This is a genomic window from Mesorhizobium sp. LNJC394B00, assembly GCF_000502555.1.
Taxonomy (GTDB): Bacteria; Pseudomonadota; Alphaproteobacteria; order Rhizobiales; family Rhizobiaceae; genus Mesorhizobium.
The window spans coordinates 316217-342655 of sequence record NZ_AYWH01000005.1; the positions used below are offsets into that span (position 1 = coordinate 316217).

Here is a 26439-nt window from a genome sequence, read left to right on the forward strand (position 1 = left end):
GAGAATCGAAGAATGGCCGCTGAGCCGCTGAAGACACTGTTCCATCCCTTCGAGGCCGAGGGGCTCCCTCTGCCGCAAAAGGGCGAGCGTGTGTTGTTCCTGGGTGCGGAGCCCGGCTTCCGCTTGCCGGAAGGCTTCGAGGCAGAGCTCCATCTTGCACAGGGTTTCCGGCCGCATCTCCGAGCGCTGGAGCGTGCCGGTCACAAGGTAACGCCGCGCGCGGAAGGCGATGCATTCGATGCAGCGCTCGTGCTTGCCGGCCGCCATCGTGGGCTAAACGAGATGCGTATTGCCGAGGCGATCGAACGCGTCACGCCGGGCGGTCTGATCATTGTCGCCGGCGGCAAGGACGAAGGCATCGCCAGCCTGCGCAAGCGCATCGACCAGCTTGTCCCCATCGAAGGGCATCTGCCGAAATATCACGGCATCGCCTTCTGGCTTCGCCGTCCGGCCGATCTGGCGCCTGCGGAAAAACTGCGCGTCGCCAATCCCGCCTTGGTCGTAGAGGACCGCTTCCGTACCGCGCCTGGCATGTTCTCCTTCGACCGGATCGACGTCGGCTCGAAACTTCTGGTCGACAACCTGCCCAAAGACCTGCGCGGCAACATTGCTGATTTCTGCGCCGGCTGGGGTTATGTCGCCGCCGAGGTCGCGGCACGTTCATCCGGCATAACGGGGCTCGACCTTTACGAAGCGGATTTCGACGCGCTTGAGGCGGCCAGGGGCAATATCGGCCAGACAGGCTTCGAGCCCGGCTTCTTCTGGACCGATCTGCTGAGCGAGCCGGTCGAGCGGCGCTATGATGCCATCGTCATGAACCCGCCCTTCCATCGCAGCCGGGCGGCCGAGCCGGAAATCGGCGCCGGCATGATCCAGGCGGCGGGCAAGGCGCTGAAGCCGGGCGGGCGGCTGTTCATGGTGGCGAACCGTCAGCTGCCTTACGAACCGGTTCTGAAGGCCGTCTTCTCCAGCCATGCCGAGCTCGCCCGCGACGGCATGTTCAAGGTTTTCTCCGCGCGCCGATAGGACGGTGCCGGTCACCTCAATGCATGCTGACGATGCGCGCCGGCTCGTGGACGGGAATGGTCGGTCTGATGTCGCCAGGCTTGATCTTGAGCGGCGCCGGCCTGCCGAACAGATAGCCTTGCACCATCTCGCAGCCGGCCGCCCGCAAGAGCGTCGCCTGGTTCTCGGTCTCGACGCCTTCGGCGATGATGCCGACGCCGAGCGCCCGCGACAGGCCAACGATGGTAGAGACGACGGCGCCCGAATTGGAATCGGTGTCGATGCGGCTGACGAACGAGCGGTCGATCTTCAGCTTGCCGAAGGCGAAGTCGATCAGGTAGCTCAGATTGGAATAGCCGGTGCCGAAATCGTCGACCGCCACCGAGATGCCCATGTCGGCAAGCTGCTGCAGGATGATGGCGGCGCGGTCACGGTCCTGCATCATCGCCGTCTCGGTCAGTTCGAGCTCCAGGCGCGACGGCTTGATGCCGGTGCTGGCCATCGTGTCGCGCACGATGCCTACGAAATCCTTGGTCATGAACTGGACCGGCGAGATGTTGACGGCAACGAAGCAGTCCTCGGGCAAATGACGGGCATCGCTGCAGGCCTTGTTCAGCACCCAATTGCCGATCGGGTGGATCATGCCGGTCTCTTCGGCGATCGGAATGAATTCCATCGGCGGGATCATGCCGCGTTCCGGGTGCTTCCAGCGGATCAGCGCCTCGTAGCCGACGACACGGCCGGTCGGCAGGTCGAGCTGCGGCTGGTAATGAAGGTCGAAATCGCCACGGTCGAAGGCGATGTGCAGTTCGGATTCGATCCAGTGGCGGTAGTCGGCGACCTGGCCCATGTCGGAATGGAAGACCGACCAGTTGCCCACGCCGCCGGCGCGGGCATTCTGCAGCGCCAGGTTGGAGCGGCGCAGGATGAGGACCGGATCGACGCCATCCTTTGGCATCGCCACGATGCCGACCGACAGGCCGACCGACTGCAGGTGAGAATCGAGCTGGTACGGCTTCAGCATCTCCTCGATCATGGTTTCGACGGTGCTTTCCATCGAGCTTTGGAGTTGGTGTTCCCTGACAAGGATAGCGAACTCGCCGGCGCCGATGCGCCCCATCACCGCGCCTTCGGGCATGCAGGCCTTCAACCGCTTGGTGAAGCCGCGGATCAGTTCGTCGCCATGGCTGTAGCCGATGGCGTCGTTGATCTGCTTGAAGCGGTCGATGTCGATGTCGATGAGGAACACCGGCTCACCGGTCCTGATCGTCGCGGACGCCGCGTCGGCAATCCTGCCGACCATCGCCGGCCGCGCCAAAAGCCCGGTCAGCTTGTCGAAATGGGTTTCGTTGAAAACGTAGTCCACCGATTCATCGACGCCGGCGAAGAAGGACAAGGCAGCACCGGCGGCGGCCAGCGCGCATAGCGCCGACGCGATGCCGATCATGGTTTCCGCCTGCATGCCGGCAAAGCCGTCCCCGAAACCATGCCGGAGGCCCCAAAGCCCAAGGATGAAACTGCCAAGGCCCGAACTGGCGACGGTGAGCAGCCGGAACACAGGTGTTCGCTTCGGGTTGCTGACAGCAGGCATTGCTCAGTCCCTGTCGCATGATCCCGAAATCAACTCGACTTTCGGGAAATATCACGCGCAAATTCATAAAGGCTAAAGCATCCTTTGCGCCCAGCAAGAACGCGCAGAGCCCAAGCCCATAGGACTTCTAGCGGATATCTCCTTAAAATGAGTTTCCGCCGATGCATCTGATTTTTCTGGTGAATTAATCGCGTACGCTGTCGGTCTGCTTCAACTCATCCAGGGTTGGCATCGACACGATGTGATAGCCGGAATCCACATAGTGGATTTCGCCGGTGACGCCTGACGAGAGGTCGGACAAAAGATAGAGCGCCGAGCCGCCGACCTCGTCGATGGTCACCGTGCGGCGCAGCGGCGAGTTGCGCTGCTGGTAGGAGTACATGTGGCGGGCGTCCGAGATTCCGGCGCCGGCCAAAGTACGCACCGGTCCCGCCGATATGCCGTTCACCCGGATGCCGCGCGGGCCATAATCGTTGGCGAGATAGCGCACGCTGGCTTCCAGCCCGGCCTTGGCGACGCCCATGACGTTGTAGTTCGGCATGACGCGGACAGAGCCGGCATAGGTCAGCGTGATCATCGCGCCGCCTTCGCTCATCAGCGGGGCGGCATGGCGGGCGACCTCGGTGAAGGAGTAGCAGGAGATGACCATGGTGCGGACGAAATTGTCGCGGCTGGTGTCGGCGTAGAGCCCTTTGAGCTCGTTCTTGTCGGAAAAGCCGATGGCGTGGACGACGAAGTCGAGCCCGCCCCATTCCTTGCCGAGCGTCTCGAAGGTAGCGGCGACCGATGCGCTGTCCTCGACGTCGCACGGCACCACCAGTGACGCCCCAAGTTTCTCGGCAAGCGGCTTGACGCGGCGCCCGAAGGCGTCGCCCTGATAGGTGAAGGCAAGCTCCGCCCCGTGTTCGGACAATTTCCTGGCGATGCCCCAGGCGATCGAATGATCGTTGGCGACGCCCATGACAAGCCCGCGCTTGCCCTTCATCAGTCCGTCCATGGCCGGCAATCCCCCTACAATAAAACGCTGGCCTTATGCGGAATAGCGCTGGAAAATCAACGTTGCGTTGGTGCCACCGAAGCCGAACGAATTGGACAAAACCGTGTCGATCCTGGCGTCGTCGATGCGCTTGCGCACGATCGGCATGCCCTCGAATTCGGGATCGAGGTTTTCGATGTGGGCGCTCTCGCCGATGAAGCCGCCTTGCATCATCAGGATCGAGTAGATCGATTCCTGGACGCCGGCGGCACCCAGCGAATGGCCGGTCAGCGACTTTGTCGAGGTGATGAACGGCATCGTGTCGCCGAACACCTCTCGGATGGCGCCCATTTCCCGGGAATCGCCAACCGGCGTCGAGGTGCCGTGGGTGTTGATGTAGTCGACCGGCGTGGACACCGTCGCCAGAGCCTGGCGCATGCAGCGCACCGCGCCTTCGCCCGACGGCGCCACCATGTCGTAACCGTCCGACGTCGCGCCATAGCCGACGATCTCAGCGTAGATCTTGGCGCCGCGCGCCTTGGCGTGTTCGAGCTCCTCCAGGATGAGGACGCCCGCGCCGCCCGCGATGACGAAGCCATCGCGATTGGCGTCATACGCGCGGGAAGCTGTCGGCGCACGATCGTTATACTTCGACGACATCGCGCCCATGGCATCGAACAGGTCCGACATCGTCCAGTCGAGGTCTTCATGGCCGCCGGCAAACATCACATCCTGCTTGCCCCACTGGATCAGTTCGTAGGCGTTGCCGATGCAATGCGCCGAGGTCGAGCAGGCCGACGAGATCGAATAGTTGACGCCGTGGATCTTGAACCAGGTGGCGAGCGTCGCCGACGCGGTCGACGACATCGCCTTCGGCACCGCGAACGGACCGATGCGCTTGGGGCTGTTGTTCTTGAGCGTGGTCTCGGCCGCCTCGACGATGGTGCGGGTCGAGGGGCCGCCCGAGCCCATGACGATGCCGGTGCGCTCATTGGTGATGTCGCTTTCGCCAAGCCCGGCGTCGGCGATCGCCTGGTCCATCGCGACATGGTTCCAGGCCGCGCCCTGGCTCAGGAAGCGCATGGCACGCCGGTCGATCATAGGGGTCGGGTCGAGCGTCGGCGCGCCCCAGACCTGGCAGCGGAAGCCGTGTTCGGCGAAGGAATCGGAGAAGCTGATGCCTGATTTGGCATCGTGGAGCGAGGATTGCACCTCGTTGGCGTTGTTGCCGATCGACGATACGATGCCGAGGCCTGTGACGACGACCCTTCTCATTCGCAACTCCTTCCAGCGGATGATCCCGAAACCCTAGTCGGTTTTCGCCGGCGATCATACGCAAAATCAAAATGCCGCAGCGTCGTTGCGCGTCCGGGAACGCCCTGCTGCAGTGGCGCCGGTCAGGCGGCCGATTGCTTGGACAGCCCCACCTTGAGGTCTGTCGCAGCGTATATGGGTTCGCCGTCGGCCTTAAGCCAGCCATCGGCGATACCGAGCACCAGGCGTCCACGCATGACGCGCTTGAAATCGATGCCGTATTCCACCTTCTTGACCGAAGGCGTCACCATGCCCTTGAACTTCACTTCGCCGGTCGACAGCGCCATGCCCTTGCCCGGCTCGCCGAGCCAGCCGAGGTAGAACCCCGTCAATTGCCACATGGCATCGAGGCCCAGGCACCCAGGCATGATCGGATTGCCGATGAAATGGCAGGCGAAGAACCACAGGTCCGGCTTGATGTCGAATTCGGCGCGGATGAAGCCCTTGTCGTGGGCGCCGCCGGTCTCGCTGATCTCGGTGATGCGGTCGAACATCAGCATGGGCGGGTAGGGTAGCTGGGCGTTGCCGGGCCCGAACAGTTCGCCGCGGGCGCAGGCAAGCAATTCCTCATAACCGTAGTTGGATTTCGAACCCGCCATATGTCTCGTCCCCATAATGTCCCGGGCGGTGGGGCGCCCTTGTCGTTGGTTTCCTAACACAATCCCTTTCGGGCCGGAAACCGGGGTTTGCGCTTAACCCGCCCGTCTGCCCGGGTCAATGCGCGCTCTCGCATCGGCCCGAAATCGATTTCGATTCCGGAAAGCACGATGTGACGCCAAAAAAGCAATAGAGCGCACTTAGTGCGTCCAACTGGACGCACGTCGCTCTATTGATCGTATTCCGCCAACAGAATATATGTCGGGAGGTATCCAGTTTCGGTTGATGACGTTTTTTCGCCACTCTGGGCGTGTCTTGAGGCAGAACTGTGGGCTTGGACGGATAGATGGATCTGGGCGGCCGGAAGGAAAATGTCGCTGTGGACAAGCGGGTTCGCGAAGCCGGCCTTAGGCCGACACGCCAACGCATTGCGCTGGCCGATCTGCTGTTTGCCAAGGGCGACCGCCACCTTTCGGCCGAGGAACTGCATGAAGAGGCGGTCGCCGCCGGCGTGCCGGTCTCGCTCGCCACCGTCTACAACGCGCTTCACCAGTTCACCCAGGCCGGCCTGCTGCGCATCCTGGCGGTCGAGGGGTCCAAGACCTATTTCGACACCAACACCTCCGATCACCATCATTTTTACATCGAAGGCGAAAACAGGATCTTCGATATAGAAAGCGGTCCGGTGACCGTCTCCAACCTGCCGGAGCCACCCGCAGGCATGGAGATCGCCAATGTCGACATCGTGGTGAGGCTGCGCCCGAAGCGCAGCGTTTAAGCCCCAACCCGTGAAACCTGTCGATTTTGCAATCCGGCTCGAATGGGTTGCGGTCGCGGTCGTGGCTATAGTCGCCTATGCCGCGTCAGGCGTTTCCTGGTGGCTGTTCGCCCTGCTTATTCTGGCGCCCGACCTGTCGATGCTGGGCTATCTCGCCGGGGCACGGATCGGCGCTGTCGCTTACAACGCGTTGCACATCCTGATCGTCCCGCTGTTGCTGGCCCTCGCCGGATATGTTCTGGCCAATTCGACGGCGACCGCGATTGGTCTGATCTGGATCATCCACATCGCCGTCGACCGCGCGCTCGGCTACGGTCTCAAACTGTCGACCGGTTTTCAGGACACCCATCTCGGCCGTATCGGCCGTTAGGCCTCCAGCAATCTCAATTCTTGACGTGCTCGCCGGGATAGGCGCCCCACACCTGCGACTGGGCGATCCAGCCGGTGTGGCCGTCGAAGGTCATTTCGCACCACTGGCCATCGCAGGTTTTGATCGTGCCCGTAACGCCCGGCTCGATGATGGCGATGACGCTGGCGTCCTTATCGGCATCGTCGAGCAGATTGATTCGGCCACCTTTGGTGCGTTGCCAAGGGGCGACGATCGCGGTCCGGCGGCCGGACAGCAGCGACTGGTTGATCCAACCCTCCGAACCATCGGCATCGCGCACCCGCCGCCAGGTATCGAATTCCTGGATGATTTCCATCGGCAGGCCGGCCTTTGTGTACATCCAGTCGACGGAATAGTTGGCGCCGGGGCCAACGCGCGAGTTGACGCGAGCCGATTTCAGGCTGACGAAACGCGGCAGCGGCAGGCCGCTCGGCCCGAGCGTGACCGTCTGCACAGGTGCGGCGGCACCTTGCGCCGCGGCTTGCGGGGAATGCAGGAGAGCGCCGAGAAGCGCTGCGCTGAGGATCAGGCGAAGCGACGCGAAACCAGACACTTTCATTCCTTTCGGCGCGTGCCCTTTGGTCCGGGCGCCCCTTTTTCTTTGTCTTCGGCGGCACCGCTTGTTACAGGAGTGGCAGGCACCGCGACCGGTATTCAGTTTCGCCTGTCTTGGTTAAAGAGGTCTCAACGAGATCGGGTTCGAGGAAACAATGGCAGGCAAAAAACGGCCTCTCGTCGTCATCACGCGCAAGCTGCCCGATCCGGTCGAGACCCGCATGCGCGAACTCTTCGACGCCAGGCTGAATGTCGAGGACCGCCCGATGACGCAGCCGGAGCTGGTCGCGGCGATCAAGGAAGCCGATGTGCTGGTGCCGACCATCACCGACCAGATCGATGCGGCGCTGATTGCCCAGGCCGGCGACAATCTCAAGCTGATCGCCAATTTCGGAAATGGCGTCGACAAGATCGATGTGGCGGCGGCGGCCAGGAAAGGCATTACCGTCACCAACACGCCGAACGTGCTGACCGAGGATACGGCCGACATGACCATGGCGCTGATGCTGGCCGGCCCGCGGCGGCTGGCCGAAGGCGCCAATGTGCTCACCAGCGACAAGAAATGGGCCGGTTGGTCGCCGACCTGGATGCTCGGGCGGCGCATCTGGGGCAAGCGCCTCGGCATTGTCGGCATGGGCCGCATCGGCACCGCTGTTGCCAGGCGCGCCAAGGCTTTCGGCCTGTCGATCCACTACCATAACCGCCATCGCGTGCTGCCGGCGGTCGAGGAAGGGCTTGAGGCGACCTACTGGGAAAGCCTCGACCAGATGCTTGCCCGCATGGACATCATCTCGGTCAATTGCCCGTCGACGCCGGCGACCTTTCATCTGCTTTCGGCGCGGCGCCTGGCTCTGCTTCAGCCCACCGCCTATGTGGTCAACACCGCGCGTGGCGACATCATCGACGAGGAAGCGCTGGTCAAGCTGATCCAGGACGGCAAGATCGCCGGCGCCGGCCTCGACGTCTACGAGCACGAACCGGCGCTGAACTCGAAACTGCTGAAGCTTGCCGCGAAGAACAAGGTCGTGCTTTTGCCGCATATGGGTTCGGCGACGATCGAGGGCCGCATCGACATGGGCGAGAAGGTGATCATCAACATCCGCGCCTTCTTCGACGGCCACCGGCCGCCGGACCGCGTGCTGCCGCTACGGACTTGAAGCGGGCCGCGTTCAGGATGCGGTTGTGAGGGCGCCATCCGCCGCGACACTCACACGCTTGCCGCGATAGGCCTCAAAATCGTCGCGCTCGAGCCTGAGCGCTACCGGCGTCGGCCAGCCCATTTCCCTGGCCACGATCAAGCCAAGCAGCAGGATCGCGTCCGGCTCGTGCAGCACGAGTGCCGTCGGCGCATGGCCATTGTGGACGAGTTCCATCAGCACGGCTGACGCTGAGGACGAGCCGATCGTGCCGGGCAGGAACAGCACACGCCCGGAAATGGTTTCGCCATGCTGCGGGTGACGGACATCGGCGATGCGGCCGCTCTTCGGATCGACGCCGCCCCAGAAGCTGATCGGCGCGGTCAACACCAGGGCTGCGCCTTCGCCGCCACTGCCAGGCACCAGAATTTCGGCTGCGGCGCTCATGCGGCGATATCCGTAAATCGCGGCTTACCCGTGACGGCGCTTTCGACGCAGTCGGCCAGCGAACCGTAAAGCACGGCGTAGCCGGTATTGCCCGGGGCATATTGCGCGAATTTTCCCGAATTGGTCATCAGCACGCCGCCGGCCAGATCCGGCAGGATCGGCGTCACCACCACGCAGGTGTCGGCGACGATGATGACGCCGCTGGCTTCGAGCATCTTGCGCTTGCCGTTCTGCTCCAGCCTGGTGAGCACGTGGCGGCCGGTGCAGGCGTAAATCGGCACGCTGAGCCGCCGCCCGCCAATCAGCCGCTCAAGTGCATCGAATTCGGCCAAAGACAGATGCGGACTGCCGATCGCCACGGCATCGATGGCGGTCTGCGTGGCTGCGGTGGACAGGCCGGCGCGGGCCTTCATGGCCATCTCCGGCGTTACGCGGATCATCGTTTCCGGCCTGCCGCCCACCAGGATGGCCTCGGCGTCGGGCGCTTCTGGCGTGACGCCGGCAATGTGGAACAGGCCGACGGCGCCCGACGATGCCGCCGCCGCGCCGAAGGCCTTCAGCGCATCCTCGCCGGGATGGCTGGATATGCCGGTGACGACGCCGACCGCATTGCCGACCTCACGGCCGTAGAGGTTGCCCAGCACCGGCCAAGCGATCTCCGAACCAAGGAACGAGGCGGAGAGGCCGGACACATCGAACGCCAATCGTGCCTGCCGGTTCTCGGGGCGATGCAGGCCGCAATCCGGCGCGCGGCCCGATATGGCGCAGGCGATGTCGAGGAAGTCGCCATAGCGGTTGGTACGTGCCCCCAGCACCGAATTGCAGAACACCACCGCGTTCGATTCACCCCAGGCGACATCGCTGCCAAGCGCTGGCCTGTGGCCGGCCTGATAGGGCGCGCAGGTCCAGCTCTGCTCGCAGCCAAGTTTGCGGTAGGCCTCCATCATTCGTCGCGCCATGCCGCGCGCCGGCTCTTCGAGGCGCACGCGCGAGCAGCCCATCAGATCGAGCGCGCCGACATTGAGCGTCGAGCGCACCGCGACCCTGGCGCCGCCATCGACCAGCCTTTCGGCAAACAGCGTGCCGGAATCGCCGTGATAGAGCGCGCCGTCTATATGCGTCGAGGCGATCGGGATCAGTCGCGGCGCGCCGAGCAGCGCAGCGCTTTCGGCAACGATGCGCATCGCCATCGCCGCCCCGTCATGGCCGGAGGCGATTGTCTGCTCCTGTGCGCTGAGGGCGAGGCTCACGCGAACTCCTTGCGCATGGTGATCGAGGTCGGCCGGTCATAACCGTCATGCGCCGTGCGCGCGGTTTCGCGGAAGCCGAGACGCGCAAAGGTTGCGTGATTTGCCGTGAGCTCGACCCGCGTCTGCAGTTCGATGGCGGGTTTGTTGCGGTTGCGGGCAAGATCCTCGACAGCCTGCATCAATCGTCTGCCGATGCCTCGGCCCTGAAGCCCGAGTTCGACGGCGAGCTTGCCGACATAGAAATCATCGGGTCTCTCCAGCGCAAAAACGCAGCCTGCGATCTGGCCGCCCTGCAGAGCCACGAACACCGTTTCCCGCCCAGCCTTGTCCCTCAGGCTTTCGACGCTCAGCAGATGCGCAGAGGAGGGCGGATCGATGACGCCGTCCATCGGCGCAAAGGAATGCATGATTAGGCTGAGCAGTTCATCCCAGCGCTCGAAATCGGAGGCGAGCTGCGTAACAAGGACGCTGGTGGACTGATCCATAAGCTCAGTTTCTCTTGTAGCGGATCGTGTCGAAGCGCGCCGACAGCGCATCGTAGAGCAGCAGCCGGCCGACCAGCGGTTCGCCGATGCCGGTGATCAGCTTGATGGCTTCCATTGCCTGCAAGGTGCCGACGACGCCGGTCAGCGCACCGACGACCCCGGCCACGGCGCAGGACGGCACCAGCCCCTCTGGCGGCGCTTCGGGAAAGAGGNGTCGCGATATCCAGGGTTCGGTCTGCCGTCGGCGCCGGTGCCGAACGGCATCAACACCGTCACCGAGCCGTCGAAGCGGCCGACGGCGGCATGCACGAGCGGCCGCTTTTCCGCCGCGCAGGCATCAGCCACCACATAGCGCGTCTCGAAATTGTCGGAGCCGTCGACGACCACGTCGTAGCGCGTGACGAGGACGGCAGCATTGTCGGCCGTCAGCCTGAAATCGTGCAATTCCACCGCGACATGGGGATTGATCCGGGCGATCGCTGCTTTGGCGCTCTCGGTCTTCGCCGTACCGACCGTATCGGTGGCGTGGATCACTTGCCGCTGCAGATTGGACAGCGAGACAATGTCGTCATCAACGATGCCAAGCGTGCCGACGCCCGCGGCAGCGAGATATTCCAGCACCGGCGCGCCGAGCCCGCCGGCGCCGATGACCAGTACCCGGGCCCGCTTCAGCCTCTGCTGGCCAGCGCCGCCGATCTCGGGCAGCACGATGTGGCGGGCATAGCGTTCGAGTTCTTCGTCGGTGAGGGCGGCAGGGGTCATTGCCCGACCATATAGCGGAGCAAAAACCTTGTCAGGTCTCTTCGGTTGGCCCAACCGTGCCGTGGTCGACGGTGAGGAACTGCGCGCGTCCCCTCAGGCTGGAAAACAGCGCGGCGTCGGTTCCGGTCATGAAGGCCTGGCAGTTCAGCTCCTCCAGGATCGAGAACAGCGCGGCGCGCCGGCCGGCATCGAGATGCGCGGCAATCTCGTCGAGCAACAGGATCGGCGTCATCGCCGACATCTCGCCGGTCAGCCTTGCGTGCGACAACACGATGCCGACCAGCAGCGCCTTCTGCTCTCCGGTCGAGCAGAGTTCGGCCGGCATCGCCTTGGGGCGGTGGCGCACCAGTAGATCCGAACGGTGCGGGCCGTCGAGCGTGCGTCCGGCGGCGCGGTCGCGCTCGCGGCCGTCGGCAAGGGCGTCGCGATAGCGTTGCTCGACATCCACAGCGGGTGCTGAGGCGACATGGCTTTCAAGGTCGCCGAAGAGGCTGATGTCGGCTTGCGGAAACGGCCCGCTGGACGGCAACCTGTCGATCATGGCGGCCAGCAGGCGCACCAGCTCGGCGCGCGCCGCGGCAATCGCCACGCCGGTTTCGACCATTTGCATCTCGATGGCGTCGAACCATGCGCCGTCTAGCGAACCTTCCGTAAGCAATCGGTTACGTCCGCGCATCGCCTTCTCATAGTCGAGCGCGCGCTGGCCGTGGCCGGGATCGATCGCAAGCACCAGCCTGTCGAGAAAGCGCCGCCGGTCCGCGGCAGGCCCCGGGAACAGGCCGTCCATGGCCGGCGTCAGCCAGACCACGCGCAGCCATTCCAGCATGGCGTCGGCCGACCGTGCCGGCGCGCCATTGATGCGCACCTTGCGACCGCCCTCGCCGGCCGCTTCACCCCCGGTGATGCCGGTGCCGATCTCGACCTGCCCCTCCGGCCCGTCGAGCCTTGCGTGCAGCGCAAAGCCGCCATCGCCGCCTTCGCGGGCCACGTCGACATAGGGCGCCCGGCGCAGGCCGCGGCCAGGCGTCAGCAGCGAGATGGCTTCCAGGAGATTGGTCTTGCCGGCGCCATTGTCGCCGGAAAACACCACCGCGCCGGGTGAAAAGCCGATCGACAACGCCGCATAATTGCGGAAATTCGTAAGTGTGAGCTTACTTATGTGATTTTGTTCCGGCAACCGCTATCCGCCTATAGAAGTCGCCGCAATCACCATGCTGCAGTGTGCCGCAGTGCGGCTACACCCGCATCGGCATCAGCACGTAGAGCGCGGTCTCATCGGCCATGTCGTGGATCAGCGTCGGCGAGCCGGCATCGGCCAGCATGAACTTGGCTTCCGTGCCGGTGAGTTGAGCAGCGACGTCGAGCAGATATTTGGCGTTGAAGCCAATCTCGATCGGGTCGGACGAATAGTCGGCCGCCAGTTCCTCGGTGGCGCTGCCCGAATCCGGATTGTTGACGGCAAGCGTCACCTGGCCTTCGGTGATCGAAAGCTTCACCGCGCGGCCGCGCTCGGAGGAAATGGTCGAGACGCGATCGACGGCGGCGGCGAAGCTCTGGCGGTCGATGATCAGCTTCTTGTCGTTGCCGGTCGGAATGACGCGCTGGTAGTCCGGGAAAGTGCCGTCGATCAGCTTCGAGGTCAGAACCACGCTGCCGATGGTGAAGCGGATCTTGGTGTCGGACAATTCGGTGGTCACCGCGACATCGGGATCGTCGACCAGCTTCTGCAATTCGCTGACCGTCTTGCGCGGAATGATGATGCCCGGCATGCCTTCGGACCCGGCCGGAGCGTCGATCTCGGCGCGCGCCAGGCGGTGACCGTCGGTCGCCACCGAACGCAGCTTCAGCTTGCCGCCAGTTTCATGCGTGTGCAGGTAGATGCCGTTGAGATAGTAGCGCGTCTCTTCGGTGGAGATGGCGAACTGGGTCTTTTCGATCAGGCCTCTCAGGGCGACGGAATCGAGCCGGAAGATGTGTGAGAAGGACCCCGCCGAAAGCTCCGGGAAATCGGACTGCGGCAGGCACTGCAGGCGAAAGCTCGAGCGGCCCGACGTCACCGTCATGGCGTTGCCGTCCTCATCGGTCTTCAGCATCACTTCGGCGCCGTCGGCCAGCTTGCGCACGATGTCGTAGAGGAGGTGCGCCGGAACCGTCGTCGCCCCGCCGCGCTCGACCTTTGCCGGCGTCGCTTCGGTCACTTCGAGGTCGAGGTCGGTGGCTTTCATTTCAAGGCTGGCGCCCTCGGCGCTGAGCAGCACGTTCGACAGGATCGGTATGGTATTGCGCCGCTCGACCACGCGATGAACGTGGTTGAGCGACTTCAGGAGATTGGACCGTTCCAGGATAACACGCATGACGAAACAGGCTCGCTTGAATGAATGGACGGGTCACCAGTGGGCGGCGCCCCGCGAAAGGTCTGAACAGGCTCAGAATCTATGCAAACTGACAGGAAAAAGCCAGCAAACGCAAGTCCGGGCCACCGGTTCGCGCCGGTTAAGCGGGCTTTCTGGGGATAAAGCGGACGTTGGCCGGCAACCGATGCATGTCGCCGAAAACTGCGCAGCGGTTTTGGGACAACGACATGCATCAAAACAAGAAAATTTAAAGCGCGACGACCTAATACTCTAACCCGGCGCGCTCCGTTTGCCGCGCCGATCAGGCTTGGTCGTTGATCAGCCTGCGCAACAGTTCCAGTTCCTGCGCCAGCGTGTTGTCGACGCCGGAAAGGTCCTCGATCTTGCGCACCGCATGCAGCACCGTGGTGTGGTCGCGCCCGCCGAACCGCCGGCCGATCTCCGGCAGCGAGCGCGGCGTCAATACCTTCGACAGGTACATGGCGACCTGCCTGGGCTTCACGATGGTGCGCGTGCGCCGGTTGGACAGCAACTCGGTCTTCGACACATTGTAGTGGCGCGCCACGATGCGCTGGATGTCCTCGATGCGCACCCGCTTCGGCTCGCCAGAGCGATAGATGTGCCCCAGGATCTCGTCGATGCGGTCGATGGTGATCGCCGGCTCGAACGACTGACGAAACAGCAGTTGGTTGAACGCGCCTTCCAGCTCACGCCCGCTGCCGGTGACGGTACGGGCGACATGGTTGAGGATCTCCTCCGAAATATTGAGCGACGCATCGTCGACCTTGGCCGTGGCAAGCCGCAGCTTGAGCATGCCGATGCGCATGGCGAAGTCCGGCGCCGACATTTCCAGCGCGACACCGCCATTGAGGCGCGAGCGCACCCGCGGTTCCAGCGATTCCAGTTCCGACGGCGGCCTGTCGGCGGCAACCACCACTTGCTTGGCGCTGTCGAGCAGCATGTTGATGAGATGGCAGAATTCGTGCTGGATCGACTTGCCCTGCAGGAACTGCATGTCGTCGATGATCAAGAGGTCGATGTCGCGCAGCTGTTCCTTCAGCGTCAGCGCATTGTTGTCGCGGATCGCGGTGGCGAAGCGCCACATGAAATATTCGGCCGTCAGATAGACGACGCGCGATTTCGGGTTCTGTTTCAGGGATTCGGCCGCAATCGCCTGCAAAAGGTGCGTCTTGCCGAGCCCGACGGTTGCATGAAGGAACAGCGGGTTGAAGCGCACCGCGCTCGACTGCGATTCCGCCACGGCTTTGGCTGCGGCGAAAGCCACCCGGTTCGACGGGCCTTCGATGAAGGAGCCGAACGTGTAGCGCGGGTCGAGCGGCGACCCCAGCACATTGTGCCGGAATTCGCTCTCGATCGGCGTGCCGGGACGAGGGGCGGGCGCCCGCTCCATCCTGCCGGGGCCGACCGTGCCGGCCGCCAATGCGGTCTGCGTATGCTTGGTCATCTTGCGCGCCGGCACGACCTCGGGTTCGACGCCATTGCGGGCCGGACGGGTCGCGGTGCGCACGACCATCTCGATCTTGAGGATTTCGGGATCCTCGTGCTTCCACAGATCGGCGATGAGATCGAGATAATGGCCATTGATCCACGAGCGCAGGAAGGCCGTGGGCACCGAGATGCGTACAATGCCCCGGGAAGCCTCAGCCACCTTCATACGGCCGAACCAGCTCGAATAGACCTCGGTTCCCAGGCGCGCCTTCAACTGGGCCTTGACCCGGTCGAACTTCTGTTCCGCGTCGTTGGAAGCCGCCATATCGTGCGCTCCGACCAATGTTCCGGGAAATGGCAGGTCGCCCGTAAGCTCCCGCTCGATGCCGCTCTGCATGATTGTGCGTCCCTTTTCCTTTGTACCTTTTTTCCGCCGGGAGTGCGCCTCCTGCACCCATGTTTCCGGCGACCGTATCTTCGCTACAACACCACCGCCGCCGCCGGCGGATGACGTTGCCTCGTCAGAATGGGATCGGTCCCGGCTGCTTAAGGCCAGTCCGTCTGACATGTTCGGGCAAAGCGGTGCTGCCCGGCGAAAACGCCGGTGCGCCATCAAGCTGCCATGTACAATTACGCCAGTCCCCTATCGTATCGAAAAGGCAAGCCATACCCGTTCGCGGAATTGATCCACGTCATGAATTCTGCCACTGTTAGCTGGCCGATTCAGGCTGGGTTAAGGGCTAATGGCCCGTCCCTTTCGATAGATCGACATTACCGAAATCGCTGTGGATAGGGCAAGGCCACCTCTAACGGATTTTTAAGGAATCTGGTTAGTGAACAACGGTTCGGGCTCCGTGCTGGAAGCGCATATTTTGACAAAGCCATTGGGATTCAAACCCTTTTGCCGCGAATATGAAAATGGCTGTGCGGTTTGAAATTTTCTGAAATAATTCGCTTGACACCAACTTGCTGCCTATCGCCCACAGGCGATGTGAACAAGCTGTGGATCACTTCCAGCAAGTCGTTGAAAAGTATCAGCAATTTGTGACAGCCAAATTTATTGGCGTGGGCCGTTTCGGCGGATTGGAATATCAGTGGGAGTGTATGTGCCGGCAAAGCATTCCAGACTCTGGAATGCGGCTCGGGCGTGCTTTGCGGCCGTTCTTTTTAAGTGCTTGCCGGAAAACGAAAAAACCCGGCGCGATTGGCCGGGTTTGAAAGAACGACAGTTCAGGAACGGTCGATCAGGCCGCCAGCACCTTGAGGCGGTGAGCCAGACGCGACACCTTGCGCGATGCCGTATTCTTATGGATCACGCCCTTGGTCGCGGCGCGCATCAATTCCGGCTCTGCGGTCTTGAAGGCTTCCAGCGCGGCTGCCTTGTCGCCGGCAGCCAGTGCCTCTTCGACCTGGCGGACATATGTACGCACGCGCGAGCGGCGGTTCTTGTTGATCGCTGCGCGGCGGGCGATCTTGCGCGTTGCCTTTTTGGCCGAGGAGGTATTGGCCATGATGCCTCTCTTCTGATCTGGTGGGCGCATGCGGGATGCCGCAGGGCGCAAAAAACAAACGGGCAGCCAACGGCCGCCTCGGTTGGAGCGGCTTATAGTTCAGCTTTTCCGGCGCGTCAACGCCGCTTTGGCTTCTTTTTGGTCCTCGCCGCCGCCACTCTAGCGATTGGTGAAATTCGGCTTCCGCTTCTCGGCAAAGGCGGCCATCCCTTCCTTCTGGTCGTCGAGCGCAAACAGCGAGTGGAACAGCCGGCGTTCGAAGCGCAGTCCCTCCGCCAGCGTCGTCTCGTAGGCGCGGTTGACTGCCTCCTTGGCCATCATCACCGATGGCAGCGAAAACTCTGATATCCTGGCCGCGGCCTTCATCGCCTCCTCGATCAACTCGCCGGCCGGCACGACGCGCGACGCCAGGCCGCTGCGCTCGGCTTCGGCGGCATCCATCATCCGTCCGGTCAGGCACATGTCCATGGCCTTCGACTTGCCGACAAAGCGGGTCAGCCGTTGCGACCCGCCCATGCCAGGAATGACGCCGAGCGTGATTTCGGGCTGGCCGAATTTCGCCGTGTCGGCGGCAATGATGAAATCGCACATCATCGCCAGTTCGCAGCCGCCGCCCAGTGCATAGCCGGCGACCGCCGCGATCATCGGCTTGCGGGTGCGGGTAAACTCTTCCCAGCCGACGAAGAAATCCTGCACATAGGCCTCCGCGTAGGTGACGGCCTGCATTTCCTTGATGTCGGCGCCCGCCGCAAAAGCCTTCTCGGAACCGGTGATGACCATGGCGCCGATGCCGGGATCGGCGTCGAACCCCTTTGCCGCCGTCAGCAAATCCGCCAGCACCTGCGCGTTCAGCGCGTTGAGCGCCTTGGGCCGGTTCAGCGTGATCAGGCCGACCTTGCCGCGCGTCTCGACGATGATAGTTTCATAGCTCATGGGCTGGCCTCCTGGTTGCGGCACTGAAGGACCGTCTAGCTTACCGTTGGCAGGTCCGGCAATAAAAGGTCGAGCGGCCGCTTTGCACGATGCGCTCGATTTGGCCGCGACAGCCGGGCGTCGGACAGGGCTCGCCTTCGCGATCGTAGACCGCGAAGGAATGCTGGAAATAGCCCAGCGACCCGTCTGTGTGCACATAGTCGCGCAGCGAAGACCCGCCGGCGGCGATCGCATCGGCAATCACCGAACGGATTGCCTCGGCCAGTCGTTCGCTCTGTTCCTTGGCCCTCTTGCTGGTCCCGGCGATGGTGCCTGCCTCGCGCAATGGCGACAGGCCGGCGCGCCACAGCGCTTCCGACACATAGATATTGCCGAGCCCGGCAATCAGCTTCTGGTCGAGCAGCGCCGCCTTCAACGGCGATCTGCGGCCCTTCAGCAGCGAGGCGAGCAGGGTGCCTTCCAGCGCATTGCCGGTCGGCTCGACGCCCAGTCCCGCCAGCATCGGATGCGCGTCGGCCAGGCCTTCCGCAAACAACATGAAGCCGAAGCGACGCGGGTCGTTGAAGACCACGCGAGACTGGACGCCGACAGGCGACACGACATGGAACACCACATGGTCGTGCTTGGCATCCTTCGAGCGCTCTTGATGGAACGTGCCGGGCGTCTCTTTGTCATCAGCGGCCTCGATGCGGAACGAGCCCGACATGCCGAGATGGCAGATCAGCACGGGGCCACCGTCCAGGTGTATGGTGAGATATTTGGCGCGGCGGCCAAGCGCGTTGACCGTCTTGCCGGTCAGCCTCTGCGCAAATCTCGCCGGAAACGGAAATCGGAGATCTGGCCGGCGTGCCTCGACGCGCACGATCCGCGCGCATTCCAGAACCGGCTGCAGGCCGCGCCGGACGGTTTCGACCTCGGGCAGTTCAGGCATGGCCGCCTATCGCCGCATGGAAGGAAGCGCCGTGGCGGCCGCGCGCCAGCTTGAGGTGTTCGGCGACCGTCTCGCCGATATCGGCGAAGGTGGTCCTGAGCCCGATGTCGCCGCCCGTGAGACCCGGTGCGATGCCGATGACCGGGATGCGTTCGCGCGTGTGGTCGGTGCCACGCCATGTCGGATCGTTGCCATGGTCGGCGGTGAGGATGAGCAGATCGCCCGGCTTCAGCTTTGCCAGTGCCTCGGGCAGCCGGCGGTCGAAGGCTTCGAGCGCCGCAGCATAGCCGGCGACGTCGCGGCGATGGCCGAACTCGGTGTCGAAATCGACGAAATTGGCGAACACCAGGTCGCCGTCGCCGGCATCGTCCATCGCGCCCAGCGCCTTGTCGAACATTGCCATGTTGCCGGGCGCCTTGCGTACTTCCGAGATACCGCGGTGGGCGAAGATGTCGCCGATCTTGCCGACCGCGATCACCCGGCTGCCGCGCCCGGTCAAGCGGTCGAGCAGCGTCGGCTCAGGCGGCGGCACGGCGTAGTCATGGCGGTTGTAGGTGCGCTCGAAGGTGGCCGATGTTTCGCCCAGGAAAGGCCGTGCGATCACCCGTCCGATCTTCAGCGGATCGACCAGCCGGCGTACCGTCTTGCAGAACTCGTAGAGCCGCTCCAGGCCGAAATGAACTTCGTGCGCTGCTATCTGCAGGACGGAATCGACCGAGGTGTAGCAGATCGGCTGGCCAGTGCGGATATGCTCCTCGCCGAAGCGCTCGATGATCTCCGTGCCGGGCGCATGGCAGTTGCCGAGAATGCCCGGCACCTTACCCTCGCGGATCATCGCTTCGGCCAGTTCGGCAGGGAAGGCGGGCACCTTATCGGGGAAATAGCCCCAGTCGAACCGCACGGGCAGCCCGGCGATTTCCCAGTGACCCGACGGCGTATCCTTGCCGCTCGAAATCTCCTGCGCGGCGCCGTGGAAAGCGGAGGCTGAAACAGCGGCTTTGCTGTCGAATTGGAAGCCGGTTGCGGTTTCTGCTGCGCGGCCGAGACCGAGCGAAACCATGGTGGGCACCTTCAGCGGTCCCTCGCGCAGGCCCTCGCGATCGGCGCGGGCTTCCGCGCAGGCCAGCGCGATATGTCCGAATGTGTTCGAGCCGGCGTCCCCATAGGGTTCGGCATCGGCGGCGCCGCCAATGCCGAAAGAATCGAGAACGAAGAGGAAAGCGCGTGCCATCGGTGCCGTCATTGCCAGTCTGGTTGACCAGACATAAGGTCCCGTCGCGGCATTGGCAAATCGTAAACCAGGCGGCAACGGCCTGACGCGATGGTCGCGAAGTCGGGCAGGCGCGCTGTACGCATCCTTGAGACATGCGATGCGCTTCAAGGAACGGCGTGCGGGGCATGGATCGATGAGACGGGCTGACCTGGGTTGGAGTGCACTGGCGACCACTGTAGCGCTGCTGGCCTCGCAGCTCGCCGCGCACGCCGACTGGCGCGACCAGATCGGCACGTTTCGGATCGGCATCGTTGCCGAGCCGGGCGCCGGCAACACGGTTCCGGGTCTGGCCATGCTGACTGACGCCTACGGCAGGGCGCTCGGCATGAAGGTGGAATTCGTCGTCGCGCATGACTATGCGGCGCTGATGGAGGCGCAGGCCAATGGCCGGATTCAATACGCGGTCTATTCGGCGACCGCCTACGCCACCGCCTCGGAGCGCTGCGGCTGCGTCGAACCTCTTGTGGCGCCGGTCGACGCCGACGGTGCCACGGGCATCCGCTCCGTGCTTTTGACGCGCGACGGCAGGCTTTCCGATCTCGCGGCCCTGGAAACGCACCGCATCGCCATGGCGCCTTCCGACTATGTCGGCGGTTCGCTTCTACCGCTCGCCGGGCTGGCGGCCGACGGCATCAAGATCAGTCAGGATGCGCCATTCCTCGTTCATGCCGGCTCGGCTGCCGCCGCAGAAGCGATGCTGGCCGATGGCCAGGCCGATGCCGTATTCGGCTGGGAGCGGGCCACGGCGGAAAACCGGACGGCGATTGCTGGCGATCAGCCGGCTGATCCGGACGGCACGGCGGCGCGGCTGGAGGCGGCGGGGATTCCAGAAGCCGCGCTCCAGATCATCTGGACTTCCGGCGTGCTCAGATACGGCCCTCACGCCGTCCGCAGCGATCTCGACCCCGAAGCCAAACGCCGACTGACCGTCTTCCTCACCAATCTCAGATCGCAGTCGCCGGAAGTCTACGATTTCGTGGAATCGAGACATTCGGGAGGGTTCACGCTCGCCGCTGCGAGTGACTATGCGATGGCCGCTTCCATCGTGCGCCTGGTGTCAGCCAGCACCGACAGCAGCGCGCAATGAACCGGGTTGAATGGGTAGAACTGCTTCAGCAATCGCTGCAGGGGATCGACGTGGCCCGGCGCGGCCTGAGATAGTAGGTTTCGCTCATCGTTATCTTGCCTTCGTTGAAGGCCGAGATAAATCCGAGCGGCTTTTCGGAGCCTTCCGACCAGGAGATGATCGGTTCATAATTGAGAGTGGTTTTGACACGAATAAGGAAAGTCCCCGCAACGTTGAGCGTCGCCGGAACAGTGGTGGAGCTTGTCGGGTTGGAGTCGCGGCTCGTGACCCCATTCAGCACGCGCCAGGACCACGCCACCTTCGCCTTCGGTGTCGGTTTGCCCGGATCGGCTTCGATGTCGATTGCTGTGATGAAGATATCGGCGACTGAGCGGTTATAAGGCTGAAGGCTGGAGTTTCCGATTTTCATAATGTCGGTGAGATCTGCATTGACCACCGACGTTTGCTGCGTGACGAGGTCGGCAACCATGGAGCTGATGCGGCTGACCTTCTTGCTGGCCTCGATGGCTTGCGAGGCCTCCATGGTAACGAAATACATGATCAGCAAGACGGGCACGATGAGGGCAAACTCGACCGCCGCTATGCCCCGCCGATCGGCACAAAACCGCGCCGCTCTCTTCCAGATAACCGATATCCCCGGATGTGCCCCCGCACGAAACATGCCCTTTTCCTTTGCTACACGTGCCTCAGTTGTCGAATGGCTCGTTTTGCCACGTTGCCGTTGCGTAATGCAGCGTCTTGCCGCCATCCATATTCGACATGTATTGAGCCATGAAATCGGTCATGACCGGCCAAGGGTAGAAAACCCGCAGCATGTTCTTTGATTCTGCCGGACCTATTGTGGGGGTCCCGAAAGCCGGGTCCTTGCCTGTATCCGGATCCTTGCCCGTCAGCGTGATGGTCGAGCCGGAAATCTTGAAACCCGCACTGGCTGCCCCGGCAAAGGTCTTGAACGGGCGCAGATCAACCAGCAAACCGGGGCAACCCTTGGCGACAATGATCTCGAGTCTGGCGCAGACCCTACCCTTTAGCTTCTCTTCCGTCACATCGGCTTGCCTCAACTGGCCAGTACGCAATTGACGGGCGATATCATCGGTGATGTTGGCCATCACCTCCTGTCCGGCAAATGAAATGCAGCTCTCGAGGATGGCGAAGACGAGAGCCGCAAACGGTAACGCAAGCATGGCGAATTCTATCGCCGTGCCGCCGCGCCGATCACCAAGGAAACGACGGGCAAACGTCACGCGCCCTGCCTTGGCCTTGCAGATCTTGCGTCTTGAATCCTCGTCCAAAACGTCGCCCATATCCCGTTCCTGCCGATCCTGATGCGGTACCGTCAGCACCACTATCAAGAACCCATTTAGCTCCGGTTTGAATGACCGTTAAATTCGACCAGGCGACATTAACCGGCCGCTAACCGACGCGGCTCTCCCCCAGACAATCAAGTCACCTGAGGCGCTTACTGCCCAGCGCTCATCTCGGCCTCGGACGACTTTTCCGAGTCGCTCTTGTACGAGCTTTCGCAATAGGGCGTGCAGGACATGGTCTGGACCGAGGCGCGCCTGTAGATACGCACCGACGACGCGTCCTGGCGCACTACGGTCACCTGCTCGTCGACGATCGGGCTGCCATCGTGGTCGAGGACAACCAGATTGGTCACGCCGAACCCCTTGCCCGTCAGCACGATCGTCGATGCATCCTGGACGGAGGCGTCGGCGATCGCCGGATTGCCGACGACGATGGTGTCGGCGGGGCGTGTCAGTTTGACGATCTTGGCCTGGTTCATCGTCACTTCGATGCCGGCTCCGGCCTTGGCCGGCAGCACGAAAGCCGGGACGGCGAGAAGCGCGACAAGCAGGAATGACGATTTCATGGCGGTCATCAAGGCGCTCCACAGCGGCAAAACTTGTTCACGGAACATGAAGGAGATTGGTGAACCAACGGTTAAACCCTTGACCGGCGCCGGGTATTCGCTCCAATCTTGCTGCCAGCTGATATAACAATGCGTCCTGCCGATAGCCGTGAAATTACAGCTTTTCACGGGCAGGCGAGCTACTGTCCAGCGTTTAGTTTCCGGTTAACCACGCAAGCTGTTCGAAGCGGGAAAGGAATCGGTAAGGCTGTTTATTAAGCCGATTGAAAGAGCTTCTCCGTAGATTGGCAGCATCCGATCAACCACCACAGAAGTTGACGGAAGTGCTGTAACACGTGGAGTAGGAGCTCTCGAATGTCTAATCTCATCGCACGTTTCGCGAAGGACGAATCCGGCGCGACCGCTATCGAATACGGTCTGATCGCCGCTCTCATCGCGCTTGCCATCATTTTTGGCGCTGGTCAGCTCGGCAACGCCCTGAACAACAAGTTCATCGCCATCGCCGGTAAGGTGAGTGGTTCGTAATACACTGGTTGCCTTAGAGATAGGGGCCGCCTGACTGGCGGCCCTTATTTCATCGCGTCGGGTGGTTTTGAGTAACCCAGTCTCATCGATCGTTAATCATATATGTCTAGGCTGAGGCTGGATACAGTTGGCAACAGGGTGTCGCGCCCATGCTCGAAGCGTTGATCTTCGTCATCTTTCCTTTTTGCATGCTCTTCGCCGCGATCTCCGACATGCTGTCGATGACGATCGCCAACCGCGTACCGGTGCTGCTGCTGGCGGTGTTTGCGCTGGTTGCGCCGCTGACGGCCATGGACTGGGCAACCTATGGCTGGCATTTCGCCGCCGGCGGCCTGGTGCTGGCCGTGACGTTCGGTCTGTTTGCACTCGGCGGCATGGGTGGCGGCGACGCCAAGCTGCTCGCCGGCACCGCCGTCTGGATGGGGTTCAACATTCACCTTGTCGAGTATCTCGTGATATCGACGTTCATCGGCGGACTGCTGACGCTCGCCATCCTTCTCTACCGGAAATCGCCGCTGGCGATTTACACCAGCCACAATCTATTCCTGCGCCATTTCGCCGACGACACGACTGGCGTTCCCTACGGCATTGCACTCGGCATTGGCGGGCTGCTGACCTATCCGGATTCACCCCTGATGGTTTGGGCACTGGCAAAGCTGGCGAACTGAAACAGCAAGCAACCTTTGCCGCTCCGACATCGGTCTGAAAAGAGGCCGCTGTTCGCCCTTTCTGTCGTCGGAGCACGGGTCCGTCCAATTTATGTAAACCTTAAATTAATCACGATCGTAAGCATTGCATTAACCTTGTTTTGACGATTGCCGCTGCAAAGTCCGGCCTGGCTAGGTGGTTGCCTAAAGGCGAGGGTTCGGACAGATGCCAGCATCCCGACTGATTATTCTGGGCGTGGCGGTGGCTGCGGCGGGTGGTGCAGGTTATGTTGCCAAGAATATGGTGGCGGTCCCGCCCCAGCAGGTCGTCGCCGATGCCCCGCAGGCGCCGGCCATTGCCTTGCAGGATGTGCTCGTGCTTTCCGGCGACGTGCCGATGGGCAGCCCACTTGAGAACAATCTCAGCTGGGAGTCCTGGCCGTCCGATGGCATCAATGCGAATTTCATCACCCGTGCCGCCGAACCCGAAGCGCGGGAGAAACTGAAGGGCTCCGTCGCCCGCATGGCGATGTACACCGGTGAGCCGCTGCGGCGCTCCAAGCTGATCGGCGAGGGGCAAAGCTTCATGTCTTCGATCCTGCCCACCGGCATGCGTGCCGTCGCCACCGCGATCTCGGCTGACACGTCGGCAGGCGGGTTCATCCTGCCCAACGATTTTGTCGACGTCATCATGACCCGCAGATCCGACACCGGCAACGGCGGCAGCGGATTCACCACCGAGACCATCCTCAAGAACATCCGCGTCCTGGCGATCGATCAGACCATCCAGGAGGACGAGGAAGGCAAGAAGACCAGGGTCGGACAGACGGCGACGCTGGAGCTGACGCCGCAGCAGGCCGAGATCATAACCGTCGCCCAGCAGATGGCCGATCGCCTGACGCTGGCGCTGCGCTCGATCACCGACAACAAGGAAAAGGGTACCGATGAAGCCGACTACCTCGTTTCCGGCAGTGGGCGGCGCGGAACGGTGCGGTTGATCAAATCGGGCGAAGTTTCCGAAGTAGGGGCAAGGAAATGAGGTTAGTCGCTAAACTGCCGGTCACCATGGCTGCAGCCGTCGGCCTGCTTTTCCTCGGAGCCCATGCAAGTGGCCTCGGCGACGCCAAGGCCGCCGGAAAGAGCGTCGGGGTCACGGCCTCGACCGCCACGCAACGTGTCAAGCTCGGCCTCAACAAATCGGTCGTCATCGATCTGCCGAGCGACGCCTACGACATCCTTGTCGCCAATCCCGCGGTCGCCGATGCGGTGACCCGCACCGCAAGGCGCATCTATCTGTTCGGCAAGTCGGTGGGCGAAACCAACATCTTCGTCTTCGGTCCCAATGGCGAGCAGATTGCCAGCCTGGATCTGGCCGTCGAACGCGACGTCGCCGGATTGGAAGACTACCTCAAGCGCTTCCTTCCGAATGCCGAGATCAAGGTCGAATTGCTGAACGACAACGTCGTCCTGACCGGGACGGTGGATACGCCGCTCGATGCCAAGCGCGCCGTCGATCTGGCAACCATCTTCGTGTCCGGCGGTGAAGCGACGACGGGCCAGTATTCGCAGACCGCGGCCGGCGGTAATGCCAATGGCGGCGTCGACATCAACAACCCGGATGCCGAACGCCGGGTCTCGAAGATCGTCAACCTGCTACAGATCATCGGCGACGACCAAGTGACGCTGAAGGTGACCGTGGCCGAAGTCAGCCGCTCGGTGATGAAGCAGCTCGGCGTCAACATGGTTGGCAGCGGCAGCATGGACGGCATCGCCTACGGTGCGCTGAGTTCGCCCAACTACGGTTTGGGAAAGCCGCTTTCGCAGAATTCAGGCTTTAACTTGGGCGGCAGTGGCCTCAAAGCCTACATCAATGCCATGGAGCAAAGCGGCGTCATGAAGACGCTTGCAGAACCGACCCTCACCGCGGTTTCGGGCGAGAAGGCAACGTTCAGGGTCGGCGGCGAATTCAATCTCATCACGGCACGTACGAACAACGTTTCGACCGACAACCAGACCGGCCAGGTCACCTACACCAACGAAAAGCTGGAATACGGCATAGGCCTCGAGTTCCAGCCCGTTGTGCTGTCGGCGGGTCGGATCAGCCTCAAGGTCAGAACATCGGTTTCGGAGCCGACCTCGGAAGGTGCTACCACCCTGGAAGGCGGCGGCAGCTTGCCCGGCCTGACGCTTCTGTCGATCCGCAAGAGACTTGCCGACACCACCGTCGAATTGCCGTCGGGCGGTTCGATGATGATTGCCGGCCTCGTTCGCGACGACGTCCGCCAGGCTGTATCGGGCTTGCCCGGCCTGACCAAGATCCCGGTGCTCGGCACGCTATTCCGCAGCCGCGATTTCGTCCGCAATGAAACTGAACTGGTCATCATCATCACGCCTTATCTGGCTCGGCCGGTGGCGCGCAACGACCTGGCTAAGCCGGACGACAATTTCAATGCCGCCGGCGATGGTCCGGCCATGTTCCTTGGCCGCGTCAACCGCGTCTACGGCACCATGCAGACCGACAAGCCCAACGGCCGCTACCACGGCGTTGTCGGCTTCATCTACAAGTAAGCGG

At 62.7% G+C, this 26439-nt stretch carries 29 protein-coding genes and 1 pseudogene; 11 read left to right on the forward strand and 19 right to left on the reverse strand.

Translation table 11 applies throughout. The features are described 5' to 3' along the window. Positions 1 to 12 precede the first annotated feature (12 nt). On the forward strand, positions 13 to 1026 hold the full coding sequence (locus X751_RS145275; protein WP_023745270.1) for a class I SAM-dependent methyltransferase: 1014 nt from the start codon (positions 13 to 15) through the stop codon (positions 1024 to 1026). 16 nt (positions 1027 to 1042) lie between these two features. Here the strand turns inward: X751_RS145275 and X751_RS145270 are convergent, their stop codons facing one another. The 4 genes from X751_RS145270 to fabA form a co-directional block, all read right to left on the reverse strand. Next, entirely contained in the window at positions 1043 to 2596 is a 1554-nt protein-coding gene (locus X751_RS145270; protein ID WP_023745271.1) for a bifunctional diguanylate cyclase/phosphodiesterase, read from the reverse strand. A 184-nt stretch (positions 2597 to 2780) separates the two neighbouring features. After that, a complete protein-coding gene (gene fabI, locus X751_RS145265; RefSeq protein WP_023669564.1) occupies positions 2781 to 3593 on the reverse strand; it encodes an enoyl-ACP reductase FabI in 813 nt (270 codons plus the stop codon). A gap of 33 nt (positions 3594 to 3626) precedes the next feature. After that, a complete protein-coding gene (gene fabB, locus X751_RS145260) occupies positions 3627 to 4847 on the reverse strand; it encodes a beta-ketoacyl-ACP synthase I (protein WP_023696728.1) in 1221 nt (406 codons plus the stop codon). A 122-nt stretch (positions 4848 to 4969) separates the two neighbouring features. Beyond that, entirely contained in the window at positions 4970 to 5485 is a 516-nt protein-coding gene (gene fabA / locus X751_RS145255) for a 3-hydroxyacyl-[acyl-carrier-protein] dehydratase FabA (RefSeq protein WP_023745272.1), read from the reverse strand. A 344-nt stretch (positions 5486 to 5829) separates the two neighbouring features. Here fabA and irrA point away from each other — a divergent pair, with 344 nt between their 5' ends. Both irrA and X751_RS145245 read left to right on the forward strand, forming a co-directional pair. Then, positions 5830 to 6261 carry an iron response transcriptional regulator IrrA gene (gene irrA / locus X751_RS145250; RefSeq protein WP_031193300.1) on the forward strand — a complete coding sequence of 144 codons (432 nt, stop codon included), beginning with the start codon at positions 5830 to 5832 and terminating at the stop codon, positions 6259 to 6261. 10 nt (positions 6262 to 6271) lie between these two features. Further along, the gene (locus tag X751_RS145245) at positions 6272 to 6631 is read left to right on the forward strand and encodes a DUF4260 domain-containing protein (protein ID WP_023669568.1); all 360 of its coding nucleotides are present in this window, start codon (positions 6272 to 6274) and stop codon (positions 6629 to 6631) included. A gap of 13 nt (positions 6632 to 6644) precedes the next feature. On the opposite strand, the gene X751_RS145240 is transcribed toward X751_RS145245, so the two are convergent. Continuing rightward, a complete protein-coding gene (locus tag X751_RS145240) occupies positions 6645 to 7202 on the reverse strand; it encodes an SH3 domain-containing protein (protein ID WP_023669569.1) in 558 nt (185 codons plus the stop codon). A 157-nt stretch (positions 7203 to 7359) separates the two neighbouring features. On the opposite strand from X751_RS145240, the gene X751_RS145235 reads away from it, so the two are divergent. Beyond that, positions 7360 to 8361, forward strand: coding sequence for a D-glycerate dehydrogenase (locus X751_RS145235; protein WP_023669570.1), 1002 nt, complete (start codon positions 7360 to 7362; stop codon positions 8359 to 8361). A gap of 12 nt (positions 8362 to 8373) precedes the next feature. On the opposite strand, the gene X751_RS145230 is transcribed toward X751_RS145235, so the two are convergent. The 6 genes and pseudogenes from X751_RS145230 to dnaN form a co-directional block, all read right to left on the reverse strand. Further along, a complete protein-coding gene (locus tag X751_RS145230; RefSeq protein ID WP_023745273.1) occupies positions 8374 to 8787 on the reverse strand; it encodes a DUF126 domain-containing protein in 414 nt (137 codons plus the stop codon). Then, the gene (locus tag X751_RS145225; RefSeq protein WP_023745274.1) at positions 8784 to 10037 is read right to left on the reverse strand and encodes an aconitase X catalytic domain-containing protein; all 1254 of its coding nucleotides are present in this window, start codon (positions 10035 to 10037) and stop codon (positions 8784 to 8786) included. The genes X751_RS145230 and X751_RS145225 overlap by 4 nt, the downstream gene beginning before the upstream one ends. Continuing rightward, a complete protein-coding gene (locus X751_RS145220; RefSeq protein ID WP_023745275.1) occupies positions 10034 to 10522 on the reverse strand; it encodes a GNAT family N-acetyltransferase in 489 nt (162 codons plus the stop codon). The genes X751_RS145225 and X751_RS145220 overlap by 4 nt, the downstream gene beginning before the upstream one ends. Before the next feature lie 4 nt (positions 10523 to 10526). Continuing rightward, a pseudogene (locus X751_RS01000000163960) lies at positions 10527 to 11284 on the reverse strand (molybdopterin-synthase adenylyltransferase MoeB). 31 nt (positions 11285 to 11315) lie between these two features. Next, positions 11316 to 12461, reverse strand: a complete 1146-nt coding sequence (recF, locus tag X751_RS145215) for a DNA replication/repair protein RecF (RefSeq protein ID WP_023745276.1) — start codon at positions 12459 to 12461, stop codon at positions 11316 to 11318. Between the two features lie 58 nt (positions 12462 to 12519). Next, positions 12520 to 13638 (reverse strand): DNA polymerase III subunit beta, encoded by a 1119-nt coding sequence (dnaN, locus tag X751_RS145210; protein WP_023669575.1) that lies wholly within the window; start codon positions 13636 to 13638, stop codon positions 12520 to 12522. Between dnaN and X751_RS1000000167030 the strand changes: the two genes are divergently transcribed. Next, entirely contained in the window at positions 13637 to 13912 is a 276-nt protein-coding gene (locus X751_RS1000000167030) for a hypothetical protein (protein ID WP_156936393.1), read from the forward strand. The two genes, dnaN and X751_RS1000000167030, sit on opposite strands and share 2 nt — an antisense overlap. 27 nt (positions 13913 to 13939) lie before the next feature. Here X751_RS1000000167030 and dnaA read toward each other — a convergent pair whose 3' ends face one another. After that, positions 13940 to 15484: a chromosomal replication initiator protein DnaA gene (gene dnaA, locus X751_RS145205; RefSeq protein WP_031204276.1), complete on the reverse strand. Its 1545-nt coding sequence runs from the start codon at positions 15482 to 15484 to the stop codon at positions 13940 to 13942. 569 nt (positions 15485 to 16053) lie between these two features. Here dnaA and X751_RS1000000167035 point away from each other — a divergent pair. Further along, complete coding sequence (locus X751_RS1000000167035; protein WP_156936394.1) at positions 16054 to 16305, forward strand: hypothetical protein; 252 nt, start codon at positions 16054 to 16056, stop codon at positions 16303 to 16305. A 26-nt stretch (positions 16306 to 16331) separates the two neighbouring features. Here X751_RS1000000167035 and rpsT read toward each other — a convergent pair whose 3' ends face one another. The 4 genes from rpsT to X751_RS145185 all read right to left on the reverse strand — a co-directional run bounded on the left by rpsT (position 16332) and on the right by X751_RS145185 (position 19693). Next, on the reverse strand, positions 16332 to 16598 hold the full coding sequence (gene rpsT, locus X751_RS145200) for a 30S ribosomal protein S20 (RefSeq protein ID WP_023669577.1): 267 nt from the start codon (positions 16596 to 16598) through the stop codon (positions 16332 to 16334). Positions 16599 to 16757: 159 nt separating this feature from the next. Further along, entirely contained in the window at positions 16758 to 17531 is a 774-nt protein-coding gene (locus tag X751_RS145195; protein ID WP_023745278.1) for an enoyl-CoA hydratase, read from the reverse strand. 40 nt (positions 17532 to 17571) lie between these two features. Further along, positions 17572 to 18462, reverse strand: a complete 891-nt coding sequence (gene mutM, locus X751_RS145190) for a bifunctional DNA-formamidopyrimidine glycosylase/DNA-(apurinic or apyrimidinic site) lyase (protein ID WP_023745279.1) — start codon at positions 18460 to 18462, stop codon at positions 17572 to 17574. After that, positions 18455 to 19693, reverse strand: a complete 1239-nt coding sequence (locus X751_RS145185; protein WP_023745280.1) for a phosphopentomutase — start codon at positions 19691 to 19693, stop codon at positions 18455 to 18457. The genes mutM and X751_RS145185 overlap by 8 nt, the downstream gene beginning before the upstream one ends. 175 nt (positions 19694 to 19868) lie before the next feature. On the opposite strand from X751_RS145185, the gene X751_RS145180 reads away from it, so the two are divergent. Beyond that, on the forward strand, positions 19869 to 20822 hold the full coding sequence (locus X751_RS145180; protein ID WP_023745281.1) for a PhnD/SsuA/transferrin family substrate-binding protein: 954 nt from the start codon (positions 19869 to 19871) through the stop codon (positions 20820 to 20822). Between the two features lie 25 nt (positions 20823 to 20847). Here X751_RS145180 and X751_RS145175 read toward each other — a convergent pair whose 3' ends face one another. The 3 genes from X751_RS145175 to X751_RS145165 all read right to left on the reverse strand — a co-directional run bounded on the left by X751_RS145175 (position 20848) and on the right by X751_RS145165 (position 22704). Further along, entirely contained in the window at positions 20848 to 21483 is a 636-nt protein-coding gene (locus tag X751_RS145175; protein ID WP_023745282.1) for a TadE/TadG family type IV pilus assembly protein, read from the reverse strand. 25 nt (positions 21484 to 21508) lie between these two features. Beyond that, positions 21509 to 22126 (reverse strand): TadE/TadG family type IV pilus assembly protein, encoded by a 618-nt coding sequence (locus tag X751_RS145170; protein ID WP_031196259.1) that lies wholly within the window; start codon positions 22124 to 22126, stop codon positions 21509 to 21511. 155 nt (positions 22127 to 22281) lie between these two features. Continuing rightward, on the reverse strand, positions 22282 to 22704 hold the full coding sequence (locus X751_RS145165; RefSeq protein ID WP_023681988.1) for a pilus assembly protein N-terminal domain-containing protein: 423 nt from the start codon (positions 22702 to 22704) through the stop codon (positions 22282 to 22284). Positions 22705 to 23049: 345 nt separating this feature from the next. On the opposite strand from X751_RS145165, the gene X751_RS145160 reads away from it, so the two are divergent. The 4 genes from X751_RS145160 (at position 23050) to X751_RS145145 (ending at position 26435) form a co-directional block, all read left to right on the forward strand. Continuing rightward, entirely contained in the window at positions 23050 to 23220 is a 171-nt protein-coding gene (locus X751_RS145160; protein ID WP_023681987.1) for a Flp family type IVb pilin, read from the forward strand. A 149-nt stretch (positions 23221 to 23369) separates the two neighbouring features. Next, positions 23370 to 23888, forward strand: a complete 519-nt coding sequence (locus tag X751_RS145155; protein ID WP_023703464.1) for a prepilin peptidase — start codon at positions 23370 to 23372, stop codon at positions 23886 to 23888. A gap of 205 nt (positions 23889 to 24093) precedes the next feature. Further along, positions 24094 to 24906: a Flp pilus assembly protein CpaB gene (gene cpaB, locus X751_RS145150; protein ID WP_023681985.1), complete on the forward strand. Its 813-nt coding sequence runs from the start codon at positions 24094 to 24096 to the stop codon at positions 24904 to 24906. Then, positions 24903 to 26435, forward strand: coding sequence for a type II and III secretion system protein family protein (locus X751_RS145145; protein WP_023681984.1), 1533 nt, complete (start codon positions 24903 to 24905; stop codon positions 26433 to 26435). Before cpaB ends, X751_RS145145 begins: the two co-directional genes overlap by 4 nt. Positions 26436 to 26439: the final 4 nt, after the last annotated feature.

Excerpts from the sequence above, each read along its gene's own strand:
- irrA (WP_031193300.1), top strand. The coding sequence starts at position 5,830 with ATGGATCTGGGCGGCCGGAAGGAAAATGTCGCTGTGGACAAGCGGGTT.
- X751_RS145180 (WP_023745281.1), top strand. The coding sequence starts at position 19,869 with ATGAGACGGGCTGACCTGGGTTGGAGTGCACTGGCGACCACTGTAGCG.
- X751_RS145220 (WP_023745275.1), bottom strand. The coding sequence starts at position 10,522 with ATGGATCAGTCCACCAGCGTCCTTGTTACGCAGCTCGCCTCCGATTTC.
- X751_RS145275 (WP_023745270.1), top strand. The coding sequence starts at position 13 with ATGGCCGCTGAGCCGCTGAAGACACTGTTCCATCCCTTCGAGGCCGAG.
- X751_RS145230 (WP_023745273.1), bottom strand. The coding sequence starts at position 8,787 with ATGAGCGCCGCAGCCGAAATTCTGGTGCCTGGCAGTGGCGGCGAAGGC.
- X751_RS145160 (WP_023681987.1), top strand. The coding sequence starts at position 23,050 with ATGTCTAATCTCATCGCACGTTTCGCGAAGGACGAATCCGGCGCGACC.
- X751_RS145195 (WP_023745278.1), bottom strand. The coding sequence starts at position 17,531 with ATGAGCTATGAAACTATCATCGTCGAGACGCGCGGCAAGGTCGGCCTG.
- X751_RS145170 (WP_031196259.1), bottom strand. The coding sequence starts at position 22,126 with ATGGGCGACGTTTTGGACGAGGATTCAAGACGCAAGATCTGCAAGGCC.
- X751_RS145185 (WP_023745280.1), bottom strand. The coding sequence starts at position 19,693 with ATGGCACGCGCTTTCCTCTTCGTTCTCGATTCTTTCGGCATTGGCGGC.
- dnaN (WP_023669575.1), bottom strand. The coding sequence starts at position 13,638 with ATGCGTGTTATCCTGGAACGGTCCAATCTCCTGAAGTCGCTCAACCAC.
- X751_RS145155 (WP_023703464.1), top strand. The coding sequence starts at position 23,370 with ATGCTCGAAGCGTTGATCTTCGTCATCTTTCCTTTTTGCATGCTCTTC.
- X751_RS145165 (WP_023681988.1), bottom strand. The coding sequence starts at position 22,704 with ATGACCGCCATGAAATCGTCATTCCTGCTTGTCGCGCTTCTCGCCGTC.
- fabA (WP_023745272.1), bottom strand. The coding sequence starts at position 5,485 with ATGGCGGGTTCGAAATCCAACTACGGTTATGAGGAATTGCTTGCCTGC.
- fabI (WP_023669564.1), bottom strand. The coding sequence starts at position 3,593 with ATGGACGGACTGATGAAGGGCAAGCGCGGGCTTGTCATGGGCGTCGCC.
- X751_RS1000000167030 (WP_156936393.1), top strand. The coding sequence starts at position 13,637 with ATGACGAAACAGGCTCGCTTGAATGAATGGACGGGTCACCAGTGGGCG.
- X751_RS145270 (WP_023745271.1), bottom strand. The coding sequence starts at position 2,596 with ATGCCTGCTGTCAGCAACCCGAAGCGAACACCTGTGTTCCGGCTGCTC.
- dnaA (WP_031204276.1), bottom strand. The coding sequence starts at position 15,484 with ATGCAGAGCGGCATCGAGCGGGAGCTTACGGGCGACCTGCCATTTCCC.
- X751_RS145145 (WP_023681984.1), top strand. The coding sequence starts at position 24,903 with ATGAGGTTAGTCGCTAAACTGCCGGTCACCATGGCTGCAGCCGTCGGC.
- cpaB (WP_023681985.1), top strand. The coding sequence starts at position 24,094 with ATGCCAGCATCCCGACTGATTATTCTGGGCGTGGCGGTGGCTGCGGCG.
- X751_RS145175 (WP_023745282.1), bottom strand. The coding sequence starts at position 21,483 with ATGTTTCGTGCGGGGGCACATCCGGGGATATCGGTTATCTGGAAGAGA.
- X751_RS145235 (WP_023669570.1), top strand. The coding sequence starts at position 7,360 with ATGGCAGGCAAAAAACGGCCTCTCGTCGTCATCACGCGCAAGCTGCCC.
- mutM (WP_023745279.1), bottom strand. The coding sequence starts at position 18,462 with ATGCCTGAACTGCCCGAGGTCGAAACCGTCCGGCGCGGCCTGCAGCCG.
- rpsT (WP_023669577.1), bottom strand. The coding sequence starts at position 16,598 with ATGGCCAATACCTCCTCGGCCAAAAAGGCAACGCGCAAGATCGCCCGC.
- fabB (WP_023696728.1), bottom strand. The coding sequence starts at position 4,847 with ATGAGAAGGGTCGTCGTCACAGGCCTCGGCATCGTATCGTCGATCGGC.